Source organism: Alkalihalobacillus sp. MEB130 (assembly GCF_032335535.1).
GTDB lineage: Bacteria > Bacillota > Bacilli > Bacillales > Bacillaceae_D > Halalkalibacter.
In genome coordinates this window covers 102,503-117,700 of record NZ_JAOANA010000009.1, presented here as the reverse complement: position 1 = coordinate 117,700, position 15,198 = coordinate 102,503, and the positions used below count along the sequence as shown (strand labels likewise).

The window sequence follows — 15,198 nt, the reverse complement described above, 5'->3', positions numbered from 1 at the left end:
GGAATTGAGTAAAAAAGTATAAGGATATTGAGGTGGTAATATGCAAATAAAAGATTTTATGATTGACCAAAATCTAAAGGAATTAACAGAACACCGTACTGTTATGTTGCCTTTTGCATGTTACGAAACAACGATTAACAAAAATATAAATGAACATATACCCCTACATTGGCATGATGAATTACAGTTTATTCTCGTTAGAAAAGGGGAAGCGTCTTTCCAAGTAAATGAAGAGAAACTGACTGTTCGGGAAGAGGAAGGGCTATTCATAAATAGTGGTTGTCTTCATATGGCGAAAGATCAGATTGATTCAGGCTGTGTTTATATTTGTTTAAATGTTTCTCCAAGTTTCATCTTATCTCAAGAACTTTATACAACCTTTGTAACCCCGTATATTCAGGCGACTAATCTACCTTATTTACACTTGGTTCCGAAAGAACTTTGGGCAAAAAATATTTTAGACTCTCTGATGAAAATTTATCAATTAACAAAAGAAAATCAACCATACTATGAAATCGACATCAGCGTACATCTAACATTAATGTGGAAGAACCTAATTATGAATGGTGTCCAACTAGAATATGAACAAAAGGAAATGATAAAGAATCAACGAATGAAACAAATGTTAAATTGGATACACACACATTATGCGGAGAAGATTCTGTTAGACGATATTGCACGAGCTGGCGAGTTAAGCCGCTCGGAATGCTGTCGATACTTCAAACGAATTTTAAAGAAAACACCCTTACATTACGTAACGGATTATCGAATTCAAAAAAGCCTATTTTTACTCCAACAATCAGAATCCAATGTTACTGAGGTTGCTTATCAAGTTGGTTTTAATAGTACAAGTTATTTCATTGATCGATTTCGACAGTCAATGAACATGACCCCCTTAGCGTATAAAAAATATAAAATAGCTGATTTAATAGGTGAAGGAGTATAGTTAGAGTAACGGGTTTATTTGAATAAAGGTTATCATTTTAATGATTTTTTGGTGTCCAATACAACATAAATGGAATGAATAAACATTGCATAGACGATCACTTTTCTGGGTGATCGTCTTTTCTTATTTGACAGATAAAATGTATGACTAATTTAGCTGGTTTATTAAACGCAATTGGTAATATAAGAAGGCAAAAGTAATAACTGTAAGTTCTAATGGAGATAACTATCATGAACTCATGCAGCAAATCTTATTCTGCTAATCCACTCCAAAAAAGGAATAGGTGAATCATATGGAGATTTTAAAAGAATCAGCTATTATATTAGCTAGAATTATTACGATCTTTCCGTTATTTTTATTAATAACACAGTATATGGGCAAACGTTCCATTGGAGAAATGCCTATTTTTGATTTTCTCATTATTATGACATTAGCCAATGTGGTGGGAGCTGACATTGCAGATCCAAATGTAAATCATGTTTATACTTATTTAGCTATTATCGTTATTCCATTGATACAAAGATTAACGGCCCACTTATCCATTACGCATCGGAAAATAGGGAAAAAAATAACGTTTGAACCTACGTTAGTCATACAAGATGGGAAGCTCTTAGTGGAAAATTTAAAAAGGATTAGATATACCATCGATAACGTGTTACAAATGTTACGACAAAAAAATATTTTTGATATAAGTGAGGTGAAAATTGCTATTATCGAAGCAAATGGGCAAATAAGTGTATTAAAAAAAGAAAATAAATTGGGAGTCACCATTGAGGATATAAATGTAGAAAAGAAAAGTAAAAGTTTGTCTTATCCCTTAATTGTAGAAGGAAAAATTTACGAAGATATCTTAACCTATTTAGGCTTAAACCGACAATGGTTAATTGCTGAATTGCATAAAAGACAGGTTGCACAAGTAAATCGAGTCTTCTTCGCTTCCATTAATGATGACCAAGAACTTCACGTTTCCCTAAAAAATGAACAACAACACATGCCACCAATATACAACTAACTGAGGATTCGTTCCGAAATTGTTATTTGCTAGCAGTAAAGTCCTTTATATTAAAGGGCTTAGTGAAGGATGTACTAGAGCTAGAGACGAGAAGCGTTAAATAAGCTACATACAATTCATATAACTGATGAAAGACAAAATCGATAAGAAATACGGGGGGAAGTGCCTCTCATAAAGCCGATGAAAGACAAAACCGATAAGAAATACGTGGAAAGTGTCCTTCATAAAGCCGATGAAAGACAAAACCGATAAGAAATAAGGTAGAAGTGACCTTCATAAAGCCGATGAAGGACAAAATCAATAAGAAATACCGTGGGCAAGTCTTTCATAAAAATCTAAAAGTAGAAAAGTCTCTGTCAAATAAATTGACGGAGACCTTTTTATTTTATCTTCTGATAGGGGTAGAGGATAAAACTTTTCCCAGTATCCATTTTAGGTAGCAATAGTATTGGTATCACCTTGACTCAGATAACCTATTTCGTGAATTAAAGCTCGTTCAGTTCCGGAAGGCTTTTGTGAAAGAATCTAGTTACGTGTAACATCAGTTTTCCAATTGCAGGAAACCCACTTTTTGTGTCAAATGTGTATTACATAAAACACCTGAAAAGGAGCGGGAGAGAATATGAAAACACGAGTAACTGAGATTTTCGGAATTAAATACCCAATTGTTCAGGGGGGACTTGCATACCTTGCTTATGCAGAACTGGCAGCTGCGGTATCCAATGCTGGTGGACTTGGGCAAATTACTGCAGCAACACTTGGTACACCAGAAAAATTGCGAGAAGAAATCCGTAAAGTACGGACTCTGACCAATCATCCATTTGGTGTGAATTTTGCAATTGCAAAGCACGACAACGGTGGAAACTATCAGGAATTGCTTGAAGTTGCAATCGAGGAAAAGGTACCAGCTATTTCATTAACGGGAGGGAATCCGCAACCTGTCTTTGATCGAATAAAAGGAGAAAATATTCGTACGCTTGTCCTTGTAGCAGGGGTTAGGCAAGCAAAAAAAGCCGAAGAATTAGGTGCTGATGCTGTGATGGCGGTTGGACAGGAAGGAGGAGGACATTTAGGCCGAGACGATATTGGTACAATGGTGCTTATTCCTCGTGTCGTAGATTCTGTATCAATTCCTGTATTGGCTAGCGGAGGTATTGGTGATGGACGTGGATTACTTGCAGGGTTATCCCTTGGTGCAGAAGGTATTGAAATGGGGACTCGATTTATTGCAACGAAGGAGTGCATTCAAGCGAACGAGAAATATAAACAGGCAATCGTTCATGCAAATGAAACAGATACAGTGATTATTAAGAAAACATTAGGTGCACCGGGACGAGTTCTAAAAAGTGATTTTACATTGAGTATTATAAAACGTGAACAGGAAGGTGCAACTTATGAAGACCTCAAAGATGTGATTAGCGGTAATGCAAATCTAAATTATATCTATAATGGTAATGATGTAGAAGGTTACGGATGGGCAGGGCAGGTAATTGGTCTAATCAAAAATATTCCAACCGTACAGGAGTTGTTTGATGGGATGGTGACTACAGCAGAAAAAGGATTGAGTCGTCTCGATAGTATTATCGGAGAGCAGGCATCTAGATAGAATGTTTTGGCTAGATTATTCAACTAATAAAAAAACGCTGCAATCTTATTCTTAATGATTGCAGCGTCTTGAAATATTTTACTAGATCACGCAGAGATTTCTTCGCTGGCGCGTTTATTTCCTTTATAGATAAAATAAAGAGCAATAATCATAAATAGTAATGCAAAATATCGTTTCATATCTAAAGGAATGACTAAACTATTGAACCAGCCGAAATGGTCAATAACAATGCCAATTACAAGTTGACCAATGATAACGGTAATGTTGGTTGCAATAACCCCAATTTTAGGAACAGCGGCGATAATAAAAAGTAAAAACATTACCCCTAAAAACACGGCGCTTAACTGCCATTTAGGTATCTCTAAAATGGCAAACATATTTCCATTACCAAAAAAGAGAATAAAAATGGCTAGAAACATAGTTCCAGTTAGAAAAGTTAAAAAGGTCGTTTCAATTGTCCCTGCTTTACGACTGAATGTACCATTAATAGCTGATTGTGCGCTTAATGTGATCCCACCTAAAAAGGTGAATAGAATCATTAATAAACCCATTTTTTTATACCTCCTAGTAAACTAAAACAAGTGCTATAATCATTGAGATAATAGCTACTACTTTTTCTTTATTGATTTTAGATCTCTTGCTTCCAAGCCACCCATAATGTTCAATCACCATACTCATGACCAATTGACCAATAATGACTGCAACCATAGTGATTCCAACACCAACAAATGGAACACTAATTACAATAGATGTTAAATAAACAACCCCCAAGACACCACCAAGTAGTGTCCATTTAGGTGCTTCAACGGCATAGGAAAGTTTACCTTTCCCAAAGAAAAGCCATAATAATCCGAGGATGATTGAACCCACAAAGAAGTTATAAAAACTTGTTTCGAGCTTTCCTATCGTTTTCCCTAATTCACCGTAAATAGCTCCTTCAAAACTGAGCGCTGCGCCTGCTAATAATGCTAATAAATATGAGATGTAACGCATTACATGAATTCCTCCTGAGTTCTTGATTTTTAGATATCTAGAATAATCGATATATCAATTCATAAAAAAACAGAAATCAACCCACTCAGATTTCTGTTTTAAGATATTCAGCAAACTGACGAATGGCTTCTTCGTTTCTTCGATAGTACGTCCACTGACCATAACGAACAGATTCAAGAAGACCAGCTTTCTGCATCATATTTAAGTAGTGAGATACCGTAGATTGAGAAGCTTCGGCTTTTTCTTGAATGTCTCCTACACATACTCCCCCTTTATAACTTACCTCCTTTGGCAGGTGAGCGCCTTGTTTAGGAAAATGCTTCTCTGGTTCCTTCAGCCACTGTAAAATGTTAAGTCTAGTTTTGTTTGATAACGCCTTAAATACATCGATTGGTTCCATAGGTCATATTATATATCGGATTTTTTCGATATGTCAATTAGCGGAAATCTTTCGTGAGGAATATGAATCAAACACTTTACGTATAAATACCAGACTTCAAAATCATTAGAAGTCTGGCTCTTTTTCAATAAACCCCTGGGAACCATCCGGGTGTATTGGTAATGATCTTCCATAATGGGTCAGGAACCACCAATTCTTTTTGTTTGCTCTTGTCTAGCTCTGTGACGATCTCGCTTTCTTTTCCTTCTGAAACTTTTTGGACCCAGTCTGGATCGATAATCAGCTCTCTCCCTAATGCTAGCAGAGGAACACCTGTGTCAAAGGCTTTACGAGCTTCTTCAGCAGAGTAAATGGACCCGACCCCAATGAGTGGGACGCGTTGATTGATGGTTTCAAGAAGATAGTCCATTCGCGTTTTATTGACATCCTCCACACCTCTCCTTGGCTTAGAAAAGAATTCAGTTAAGGAAACATGCAGATAATCTAACTCCTTATCGGCTAAGGTGTCGACTAGCTTGAGTGTATCGGCCATCGTAATTCCAGGTGTTTCTGGCTCTTCTGGAGAAAAACGATATCCGATGATAAATTCGGAGCTACCATGTTCTTTGACGACTTTTTTAACTTCATCGACGATAGCAAGAGGGAAGGCCATTCGTTTTTCTAAACTGCCGCCAAAACGATCTTCACGGAGATTTGAATGGGGCGAGAAGATTTGTTGAATTAAATAGCCGTTTGCTCCGTGAATTTCAATTCCGTCATACCCTGCTTCAATTGCACGCCGAGTCGTTTCGCCAAATGCATGAATGATTTCTTCCGCTTCAGCTTCGGTTAACGCTCTTGGTTTTACATCCGGTTCGTCTGTTGAAACTCCGCCTTTTTCTGCAGGGACGTCACTTGCACTGACAATTTCCCATTCGGACCAATTCCGGAGGACACATTCTTCCACCATGAAAGATTTGTAAAATGGCTTTTGCTCCTTGTCCTTTAATAGCATAGGCCAAGCGCTTTAAACTTGGAATATTGTTTTGATTCATGTTTAAAGTTCCTCCATTTTTGTTATCAGTCACATTTTGAGAGATAAAACTTTTAATATGCTAACCAAACAGATCAACTTTATGTAAAATGGTACAAGGGTCCTAATGTAATAATGTAGAACCATTAATAAATCTGAAATGAGGGATAATCATGTCAGTAATGAACCTGTTAGCTTCTCAGTTAGGTCGAAATGATGAAGAGCCGAATATTGAGCTAGCTCATAAGCTGGCTAAGGAAGAAAATCATGCAGCCATTAAAGAAATAATTGAAAACCTCTCTTGCAAGGATAAAAAGATTCAACACGATTGTATTAAGGTAGCGTATGAAATTGGACAAGTTAAACCAGAACTTATAGGCATGTATGCCATGAATTTTATAGAGTTGCTAAAAAGCCGCAATAACCGCTTGGTGTGGGGCGCAATGATGGCATTATCTACGATCGCTGAAGCAGCATCAGAAACCATTATGGCGCATCTTGACACATTAAAAAGTGCGATGAAAATAGGTTCAGTTATTACCAATGATAAAGGTGTCTTGACACTTGCGAAGTTAGCAGCCGTTAGTAAGGAAAACAATGATGCAATTTTTCCGTTCTTGCTCAATCACCTTGAGAATTGCAGAACAAAGGAAATTCCTCAGCACTCGGAAAGTACGCTCTTAGCCGTAACTGATGAAAATAAAGAGGAATTTTTGGAGGTGTTACGAAAAAGAGAAACATACCTAACAGCTCCTCAACTAAAAAGAGTGAAAAAATCTATAAAACATTAGAAGCTTAATTCATGTTAAAAATAAAGGTTTACGTGAAAAGACTCTAGTTACATTCGCAGCAAATGCTTAAATTGAAGCCACTATGCTTCTAACTAAGGAGGGTTCTACTTGGTTAATTACGTTTCTGCCAAAATTGCGTTGAATAAATATGTGCATCGAATAGAACAAAACGGAGCTATATTTCATGTACATTATTGGGGAGGGATGCCAAAGCATTATAATAATTTAGTTCATAAACATTCATTCTTTGAGGCTCACTATGTTCTTGATGGTAATGGAGTGTATATGGACGATAGCAAAACGTATCCACTTCAAGCTAATACAATATTTTTATCAAGACCAGAGGTGCTTCACCAGATTACCAGTGAAGAGGGAATTTCAGTTGTATATGTTGCCTTCGAGTTAGTGGAATCTGAGTCGAGTGAGGAATGGATCAAAATGATGGATGGTGTTAAGGGAAGCTCTCAAGTTGTCGTTAAGATAAATGAGGATACAACCGTAGCGTTACTATGGAAGTCATTACTCCAACAGGCGACCAAATTACAACAACCTTTTTTGGAGGAAAACCTAACGACTCTTTCCTATTCACTCATATCTTCATTAATTCAAACCTTTGCTCCATCATCTTATACAGGTAGTCAAAGAAGTATCCCAGAGACTTCCTCTGTTGTTCTTAATCAAGTAAAACTTTATATTAGGGATAATTTGACTGATTCTTTAAAATTAAAAGAAGTTGCAAAACAATTCCATATTTCTGAGCGTCACTTATCTCGATTATTTGTTACGCAATTAGGGTTGAATTTCTCTGAGTTTATACAACACGAAAGGATTCAAAAGGCCGCAACTTTACTGAAAACCACTGATTTAACTATCAAGGATATTGCAGAGGAAAGTGGTTTTGTTTCGGTTCATCATTTTACTCGAGTGTTTAGAGCCATTATGCGCAATCCACCAGGGCGTTTTCGCTCTCTCTATACAAATGTGAAAAGAACATCTTTTACTGATTACTAACGATCCCTTCAACTATTTGGTTGGAGGGATCGTTTTTTAGATTTAGTTACAATATGTCCTTATGTCCTTTTTAGACAAGAAAATGTCTCGATAAGGCAAAATGGCTTTCTTATGTAGTAAATTGGATTATCTATTAGGGTAGTTTGAAACAGTGTAATGACAGTGTTAATTTTATGGATAATTATTTCGATGATGGTTGTAATTTTATAATCTCGATGATTTTAGTCATTTGGATGTCCGTAATTGACAAAAGTAAGTCTGCTTTAGATAAATACAAGTAACGCCTTAATTCCTATAATCAAATTTAAGCACCTGGTTCCATTTGAAATGATTATCCAACCGTTTGAGATAGGGGGAATATAGCGTCCTAAAAAAGATTTTACTAGGAAGAACGAAGTAAGCGGTTTCATTATTTGCATTCACTTAGGGGGAGTTAAAAATGAACAGGAAAAAAGGTTTTGTATTCATTCTCAGTTTGGTTATGTCGTTCATCCTTGTAGCTTGTGGTGGTAATGAAGGAGCTTCATCTGAAGGTGGTTCTGAATCAAGTCAAGATAAAAAAGTGATCGGGGTTTCATTACAAAATATTACTGAGTTCCGCACATACATGATTGAGGCAATGGAAGAAGAACAAAAGAATTACCCTGACTTCGAATTTATTTACTCGAATGCGGAAAATGATAGTGCGAAACAAATGAATCAAATTGAAAACTTTATTGCCAGAGGTGTTGATGCCATCATTTTAACACCAGTAGATACTGTGGCAGCAGCTGACATTTTGGCCAAAGTGAATGAAGCAGGTATTCCTATCATTGTTGCAAATCAAACATTCGATGGAGTAGATAAGGCGACTGCATACGTTGGTTCGGAATCTATTGAAGCTGGAATTCTTCAAATGGAAGAGGTAGCAAAAAGACTTGAAGGTAAAGGAAACATTGCCATTATGGAAGGTCAAATGGGTCATGAAGCTCAAATTATGAGAACGGAAGGAAACAAGCAAATTATTGAGCAAAATCCTGATATGGAGATTGTATTTCAAGGCACAGGGAATTGGAATCGTGACGAAGGAATGACGTTGATGGAAAACTGGATTCAGTCTGGCAAAGAGATTGATGCAGTTGTCGCGAATAACGATGAAATGGCAATTGGAGCTATTTTAGCACTTGAAGCAGCTGGTAAACTTGATGACGTTCTGGTTGCTGGTGTTGATGCTACACCTGCTGCATTACAATTTATGAAAGACGGGAAGTTAACAGTTACTGTATTCCAGGATGCTAGGGGTCAAGGTACCGAAAGTATACGAACGGCAATTAAGGCGGCGAATGGTGAAGAAGTAGAAACCATGATGGTTCCTTTCCAACTAGTCGTTCCAGACCAAGTAGATGAGTATATTGCTAAATATGAGTAAGAGGTAAAGATGGAGAAGTGAAAGGGATTCCATTCAGGTTCCCTTTCCTCCATTGTCTCGGTATATTTTGAAATGGAGGAAAAGATAATGAAGGCTGGATTGGTTACAGATATTCTTGGCTATATGCCATTTGAAGAAATGCTTGATGCGTGTTCCGAATTAGGGTTAGAAACACTTGAGTTAGGGTGTGGAAACTGGTCGAAAGCACCTCATTTGGATTTAGACGGTTTATTAGAAAGTGCAGAAAAACGTGCGAGATTTCTAGATGCAATACAAAGTAGGGGACTTGAAATTGCTGCTTTAAATTGCTCTGGAAATCAGTTGGAGCCAACAGAAGCAGGAAAAGCTCATGCAGAAGTTGTTGAAAAAACGTTTAAGCTTGCCGGTCTTTTAGGGGTGGAAACGGTTGTGATGATGTCTGGGTGCCCAAGTGGCGGGCCGAATGATAAAATTCCAAATTGGATCACTCATCCAATTATTCCTCTTCACTTTGAAGCATTAGAGTATCAGTGGAATGAAGTGGCATTTCCGTATTGGGAAAAGGCTGTAAACGTGGCAAAAGATCTTGGTGTTAAGAAGATCGCTATTGAAAACTTAGGATATAACTTAGTTCATAACCCAGAGACCTTATTAAAATTGAGAAATGAAGTAGGAGATATGGTTGGAATGAATTTGGATCCAAGTCATCTTTTCTGGATGGGGGGAGATCCAATTGCGGCAGCTAGAACATTAGGAGACGCTATTTATCATGTGCATGCAAAAGATGTCCGAATTGAACGTGGAATCAATGATGCTCATGGGCTCCTTGATATAAAACCAATGGAGAGCTTCTCAACTCGGTCATGGAATTATGTTGCTCTTGGATACGGGCATGATGCAGGCTACTGGAAGGAATTTTTTACAGTGGTTAAAATGACTGGTTATGAAGGACCAATTGTGATTGAAATGGAAGATTTAACGATGGAGCCTTTTACAGGAGTTAAGAAGTCTGTCGATCTATTAAAAGATTGTTTACCGAGATTGTAATAGTGGGTTGAAGATATAGAGAAAACACAAAAGTGGATTAGGAGGAGTTTTTATTATGACTTTAAGAATTGGTGTAATTGGGACAGGAGCTATTGGGAGAGATCATATCCGTCGTATTACAAATGACCTTACGGGAGGAGAAATTGTTGCTGTGACAGACGTGAATGCTGAATCAGCGAAAAATGTAGTAAATGAGTTACAACTTCAAGCGGAAATTTATGAAAATGGACATGATGTAATTAAAGCGGATGATGTGGACGCAATTATCGTTACTTCATGGGGACCCACACATGAAGAATTTGTTCTAGCCTCTATCGCTGCCGGTAAACCGGTATTCTGCGAAAAACCATTAGCAACAACAGCAGAAGGATGTAAACGAATTGTAGATGCTGAGGTTGCACATGGAAAACAGCTTGTACAAGTTGGTTTCATGCGTCGTTTCGATAAAAGTTATCGTCAATTAAAAAAAGTATTTGATGAAGGCAAGGTTGGGGAGGCTTTAGTAGTGCATTGTGCCCACCGTAATCCGACAGCTCCAGGTTTCAGCGGGGATATGGCCATTACCGATTCATTTGTTCATGAAATCGATGTATTACGCTGGTTATTAGATGATGATTATATTTCGTGTCAAGTTATTCTACCAAGAAGCACACGTTTTGCAGAGAATGATCTTCAAGATCCTCATATGATCTTGCTAGAAACAAAAAAAGGGATTCGCATCGATGTGGAAGTGTTTGTGAATTGTAAATATGGGTATGACATTCAATGTCAAATTGTTGGTGAAACAGGAATCGCCAATCTCCCTGAACCACAAAGCGTTCTGATGCGAAGTGAAGCTAAGCTTTCGACAGACATTTATGTAGATTGGAAAGATCGTTTTATTGATTCCTATGATGTTGAATTACAAGAATGGATTGATTCAACTGCGAAAGGGGAAATGAATGGTCCTTCTGCTTGGGATGGCTATGTTGTTGCGGTTACATCGGATGCGTGTGTAGAAGCGAAACATTCTCGGGCGATTGTGCCGATTGAAATGCCAGAGCGCCCAGCTTTTTATGATCAAGGAAGTACATTAGGTAAATAAAAACAGTTACGATGATACAAGTCCTTTTGCGTTTGAATGTACTCGAGGGACGCGTAGGGACGTTCGTTTCAAAATTTTATTTCTTAGTTGAAGTAAGGATGCTTAGGTTGAACAAGATCAACTAATAGCACTAATATATTTTAAAGTAACGACTGGTCTTAGCCCCTGAGAAACCTTATATGGTTTACTCAGGGGCTAGTTCTTTTTTACTATTGTTTGTTATAAATCGTTCTTTTTATGGTGAAAATGGGAGAGGTATGCACTTTAAGGTAGAAAGCGGTTCTAGGATCTTGCAAAAAGTTTCAGAAGAATGAAGGGGCTAGATCATTCTTAAGGAGAAATAGATATGATACGGATTTCAATTATACAATTATTTATCCTTATTTTAATATTTGAAATTGGCAGTACAACTCTTTTTGCCATTGGAATTGGAGTGGGACAAGATGCATGGATGGTTGTATTACTTATAGGAATGATTGGATTCTTTCTTATATTAATTTATACACAAATAGCTAAAATGTATCCGGATCAAAATTTTTCTGAAGTTCTTCATAACGTCATAGGGAAGAAACTTACACCCCCTTTACTATTGTTATATTGTGTCTATTTTTATAGTCAGGCAACCTTTAACTTTTACGAATTTGGTGCACTAATTAAATTGACTACTTTGCCGCAAACGCCACTACCTGCGCTTCTGTATTTGTTTGTATTCGTTATGATGTATATCCTTAGTAAAGGTTTTGAAGTATTGGCAAGAACGGCGGAAATATTAACTCCGTACGTCATTATATTTTTAATCTCAATCTATATTTTTACGCTACTTTCAGGTGAATTCGATTTTACAGCTTTGCAACCTGTGTTAGGAAATGGGTTTCAGCCTGTCTTGGAAGAGGCTGTGAAACATATTGGTTTTCCATTTGGTGAATTAATTTTGTTCCTTATGTTTTGGCATTATATTGAAAACAAACAAAAAATTAGGAAAATGGCATTGTTGGCTGTTGGGTTTTCTATCGTAATGTTACTACTCTCATTAATTGCGATGATATCCGTTTTAGGACCTGACTTGACGGCGAAAGTAGAAATCCCTTTACTTGAAACAATATTAGCGATCAATATAGCTGACATCATTATTAATTTAGATAGTCTTGCAGTGTTCATTATGTTTATAGGGGGATTTTATAAGACGGCATTACATTTTTGGGGATTTGTTTTAATGGTAACATGGCTGGTTAAACGTGCAAAAACGAAATGGATTGTCTCTATATTTGGACTTCTACTACCGATTGTTTCTCTTATACGTTTTCCGACACTAGCAGATCAAAGATGGATAGGATTGGGTAATCAATATGTAATATCGTTATTTGCATTTCTTCCTGTTTTGCTTTTAATGATCATCTTTCTAAAAGAAAGGACCCAAAAATGACTGAGATCTGCGAATGATAGGAACGTATTTCTTTAAAAATATGAGGAGACCTATTATGATTCGTATCTCAAATATACAGCTGTTTATCCTTATTTTACTATTTGAAGTTGGCAGTACAACGTTGTTTGCTCTAGGAATAGGTGCCAAACAAGATGCATGGATTGTCATAGTACTCGCTACGTTAATAGGACTTATCCTTTTGTGGGTTTACACCGAGTTCCCTAATCGATATCCAGATCAAAATTTCTCGGAAATTTTAGAGCACTTATTAGGGAAAAAGTTGGCAGCACCGTTACTTATCCTGTTTGGCCTTTATTTCTTTAGTCAAGCAAGTCATAACTTTTTTGAATTTGGAGCCATGATAAAATTGACTACATTACCTGAGACACCTCTTATTGTGCTCCTGTATTTATTTATAATCGTTTTGATTTACATTCTACATTTAGGGTTTGAGGTACTTGGAAGAACAGCAGAAATTCTAACACCGTATGTTATTCTGTTTCTTTTATTGATTTATACATTTACTGTGCTATCGGGAGAGTTTGAAATCACTGAACTTCAGCCTGTTTTAGGCGATGGCATTGAGCCCGTTATCGCAGAGTTACATCCAGTCGTTGCCTTTCCCTTTGGAGAAATGGTTGTGTTCCTTATGTTTTGGCACTATGCTGCGAAACCGCAATCAATACGTAAAATAGCTTTTTTAGCAGTAGGTCTCTCAGCCTTTTTGTTAACCTTATCATTGATCGTTATGGTAGTTGTTTTAGGAACAGAGCTAGCTGGTAAAGCGGAAATTCCTTTGTTAGAAGTTATACTAGTCATAAACATCGCTGATATTATTACAAATTTAGATAGTGTAGCTGTCTTTATCATGTTTATTGGCGGATTTTATAAAACGGCACTGCATTTTTGGGCTTTTTGTTTAGCTATGACATGGGTTTATAAAGGAACAAGTCCAAAACGACTTCTTACCATTGTTGGTCTCATTTTTCCGCTGTTCACTGTTTACCGCTTTCCAGCCTTTTTAGATCAAAGACTGATAGGGGATGAACTTGGAATCTACTCCATTTTAATTTTTGCTTTTCTGCCTATTTTGTTACTGGTTATTATGTTTATAAAAAAGGAAAACGGATCTTCAAATTAGAAAGGGGACTTCTTATGCCCTCCATTATGAATGTGTTAAAAGATGATTTTCTTTCGGCTATCCTGCTTGTAGGGGGAAGTCTATATGCATTGATATTAGTATTCATTATATTTTATCATGGGGTTTTTCGCCTCTTTAAACGAAAAGACCATTGAAACTAAAGGGTTATTCTTCAGCTTCAATGGTCCCTTGGATTAACCCTGTATTATCAAGCGTCACATCGACATGTACGGTATATGGTACTTGAGTGAATATCTCATTCCAATTTTCTGCAACTTTATTCCACACGTCAGGGTAGTCTTTATTTAACTCTCTTCCGAATCCAAATATATCTGCTTTGAAATCTTGTTGTGCTTTATCTACGACCAGCTTTATTTCTTCTTCTATTTTCTTTTCTGCCTCTTTCTCTATATCTGCCAAGAAATCAAGGATTGCTTTTCGATCGTCTGCACCATTTGTTGCTTGTGATTCAGCCAATCGCCCTTTTGGCTTAACTGTGATCACGAAGGAGAATGGATTACCTCCGCTTACTGTCGGTGTAATTTTTGCATCTAATTCTTGGATGAGCAAGGTAACCATTTTATTTTCTTCTAATAGAGAAGGGACAGTAAGGGTTGCCATTTGATTTAGTTTTTTTTTCGTTATCCAATTATATCCTCTTGCTTCTATGGGATCTAAGAATCCTTTTAATTTATCGTTGTTAAAAACAGCACCACCTGAAAGCTTAATTCGTACAAATGGTTCATGGTCAGTTTCTTCAAGGGATAACAATCCTGCTACAGGATCTCTATCTTTTCCTAGTGTTTGTTTGTAGAAGTTAAGTACATTTATGGAAGCTGCGCTCAATTCAGACTGATCAATTAAGCCTTCTAAATAGTCAGCGGGAATACGTGAAATATTGTTGGCTTTAATATCTAATAAACTTTTGGCGGAAGTATCTTTAGCAACGCAAACCCAAACATGCCCTCGAATATCTTTTTCTCTCTTAAACGAATCAAAAATAGGGGTGATCCCTTCTTTGGCCACATCTTCATGAATAACAATCACTTTATTGTGGGCATAGAAGCCTTGACGATCGATCGTTTGATTTGCTTTACGCATGACTTCAATGATCGTATCACCAGTAGTGGAAACCATTAAATAGGGACGGTCCGGTGATGGTGTCAATGTACTTTCTGCTGCTGGTCGTAAAAATTGAGCTGTAAGGTCATAAAGTCCTGTTTCAGGATCTTTATCAATAGCCATAGCTGCTACAAGACCAATTTCCGTTAATTCTTGACGATCCCAGCATCCAGATATAAAGACGAGAGTAGCAAGTAAGGTGAGAACAAAAGCTTTACCCAAC

The 15,198-nt window shown here is 37.0% G+C and carries 14 protein-coding genes and 1 pseudogene; 10 read left to right on the top strand and 5 right to left on the bottom strand.

The genetic code is table 11. From position 1 onward, the window contains the following. Positions 1–40: 40 nt before the first annotated feature. From N0O92_RS11120 to N0O92_RS11110, 3 genes are all read left to right on the top strand, one after another. The gene (locus N0O92_RS11120) at positions 41–946 is read left to right on the top strand and encodes an AraC family transcriptional regulator (protein ID WP_315614728.1); all 906 of its coding nucleotides are present in this window, start codon (positions 41–43) and stop codon (positions 944–946) included. Positions 947–1,238: 292 nt separating this feature from the next. Continuing rightward, entirely contained in the window at positions 1,239–1,958 is a 720-nt protein-coding gene (locus tag N0O92_RS11115; RefSeq protein ID WP_315614727.1) for a DUF421 domain-containing protein, read from the top strand. Between the two features lie 622 nt (positions 1,959–2,580). Continuing rightward, positions 2,581–3,564, top strand: coding sequence for an NAD(P)H-dependent flavin oxidoreductase (locus tag N0O92_RS11110; RefSeq protein WP_315614726.1), 984 nt, complete (start codon positions 2,581–2,583; stop codon positions 3,562–3,564). 86 nt (positions 3,565–3,650) lie between these two features. Here the strand turns inward: N0O92_RS11110 and N0O92_RS11105 are convergent, their stop codons facing one another. The 4 genes and pseudogenes from N0O92_RS11105 to N0O92_RS11090 all read right to left on the bottom strand — a co-directional run. Next, complete coding sequence (locus N0O92_RS11105) at positions 3,651–4,115, bottom strand: DMT family transporter (protein ID WP_315614725.1); 465 nt, start codon at positions 4,113–4,115, stop codon at positions 3,651–3,653. Between the two features lie 13 nt (positions 4,116–4,128). Then, positions 4,129–4,557, bottom strand: coding sequence for a DMT family transporter (locus tag N0O92_RS11100; protein ID WP_315614724.1), 429 nt, complete (start codon positions 4,555–4,557; stop codon positions 4,129–4,131). 85 nt (positions 4,558–4,642) lie between these two features. Further along, a complete protein-coding gene (locus N0O92_RS11095) occupies positions 4,643–4,957 on the bottom strand; it encodes an ArsR/SmtB family transcription factor (protein WP_315614723.1) in 315 nt (104 codons plus the stop codon). A 124-nt stretch (positions 4,958–5,081) separates the two neighbouring features. Next, a pseudogene (locus N0O92_RS11090) lies at positions 5,082–5,976 on the bottom strand (NADH-dependent flavin oxidoreductase); the annotation flags it as partial. Positions 5,977–6,142: 166 nt separating this feature from the next. Between N0O92_RS11090 and N0O92_RS11085 the strand changes: the two are divergent. The 7 genes from N0O92_RS11085 to N0O92_RS11055 all read left to right on the top strand — a co-directional run bounded on the left by N0O92_RS11085 (position 6,143) and on the right by N0O92_RS11055 (position 13,853). Continuing rightward, positions 6,143–6,760, top strand: a complete 618-nt coding sequence (locus N0O92_RS11085) for a hypothetical protein (protein WP_315614722.1) — start codon at positions 6,143–6,145, stop codon at positions 6,758–6,760. Positions 6,761–6,868: 108 nt separating this feature from the next. Further along, positions 6,869–7,771: a helix-turn-helix domain-containing protein gene (locus N0O92_RS11080; RefSeq protein WP_315614721.1), complete on the top strand. Its 903-nt coding sequence runs from the start codon at positions 6,869–6,871 to the stop codon at positions 7,769–7,771. A 439-nt stretch (positions 7,772–8,210) separates the two neighbouring features. Continuing rightward, a complete protein-coding gene (locus tag N0O92_RS11075; protein ID WP_315614720.1) occupies positions 8,211–9,179 on the top strand; it encodes a sugar ABC transporter substrate-binding protein in 969 nt (322 codons plus the stop codon). An 87-nt stretch (positions 9,180–9,266) separates the two neighbouring features. Continuing rightward, positions 9,267–10,205, top strand: a complete 939-nt coding sequence (locus N0O92_RS11070; RefSeq protein WP_315614719.1) for a sugar phosphate isomerase/epimerase family protein — start codon at positions 9,267–9,269, stop codon at positions 10,203–10,205. A 55-nt stretch (positions 10,206–10,260) separates the two neighbouring features. Continuing rightward, complete coding sequence (gene iolG, locus N0O92_RS11065; protein WP_315614718.1) at positions 10,261–11,289, top strand: bifunctional inositol 2-dehydrogenase/D-chiro-inositol 1-dehydrogenase; 1,029 nt, start codon at positions 10,261–10,263, stop codon at positions 11,287–11,289. Positions 11,290–11,635: 346 nt separating this feature from the next. Then, a complete protein-coding gene (locus tag N0O92_RS11060; RefSeq protein ID WP_315614717.1) occupies positions 11,636–12,712 on the top strand; it encodes a GerAB/ArcD/ProY family transporter in 1,077 nt (358 codons plus the stop codon). 55 nt (positions 12,713–12,767) lie between these two features. Beyond that, positions 12,768–13,853, top strand: a complete 1,086-nt coding sequence (locus tag N0O92_RS11055) for a GerAB/ArcD/ProY family transporter (protein WP_315614716.1) — start codon at positions 12,768–12,770, stop codon at positions 13,851–13,853. A gap of 165 nt (positions 13,854–14,018) precedes the next feature. Here N0O92_RS11055 and N0O92_RS11050 read toward each other — a convergent pair whose 3' ends face one another. Then, a complete protein-coding gene (locus tag N0O92_RS11050) occupies positions 14,019–15,197 on the bottom strand; it encodes a Ger(x)C family spore germination protein (protein WP_315614715.1) in 1,179 nt (392 codons plus the stop codon). Position 15,198 lies beyond the last annotated feature (1 nt).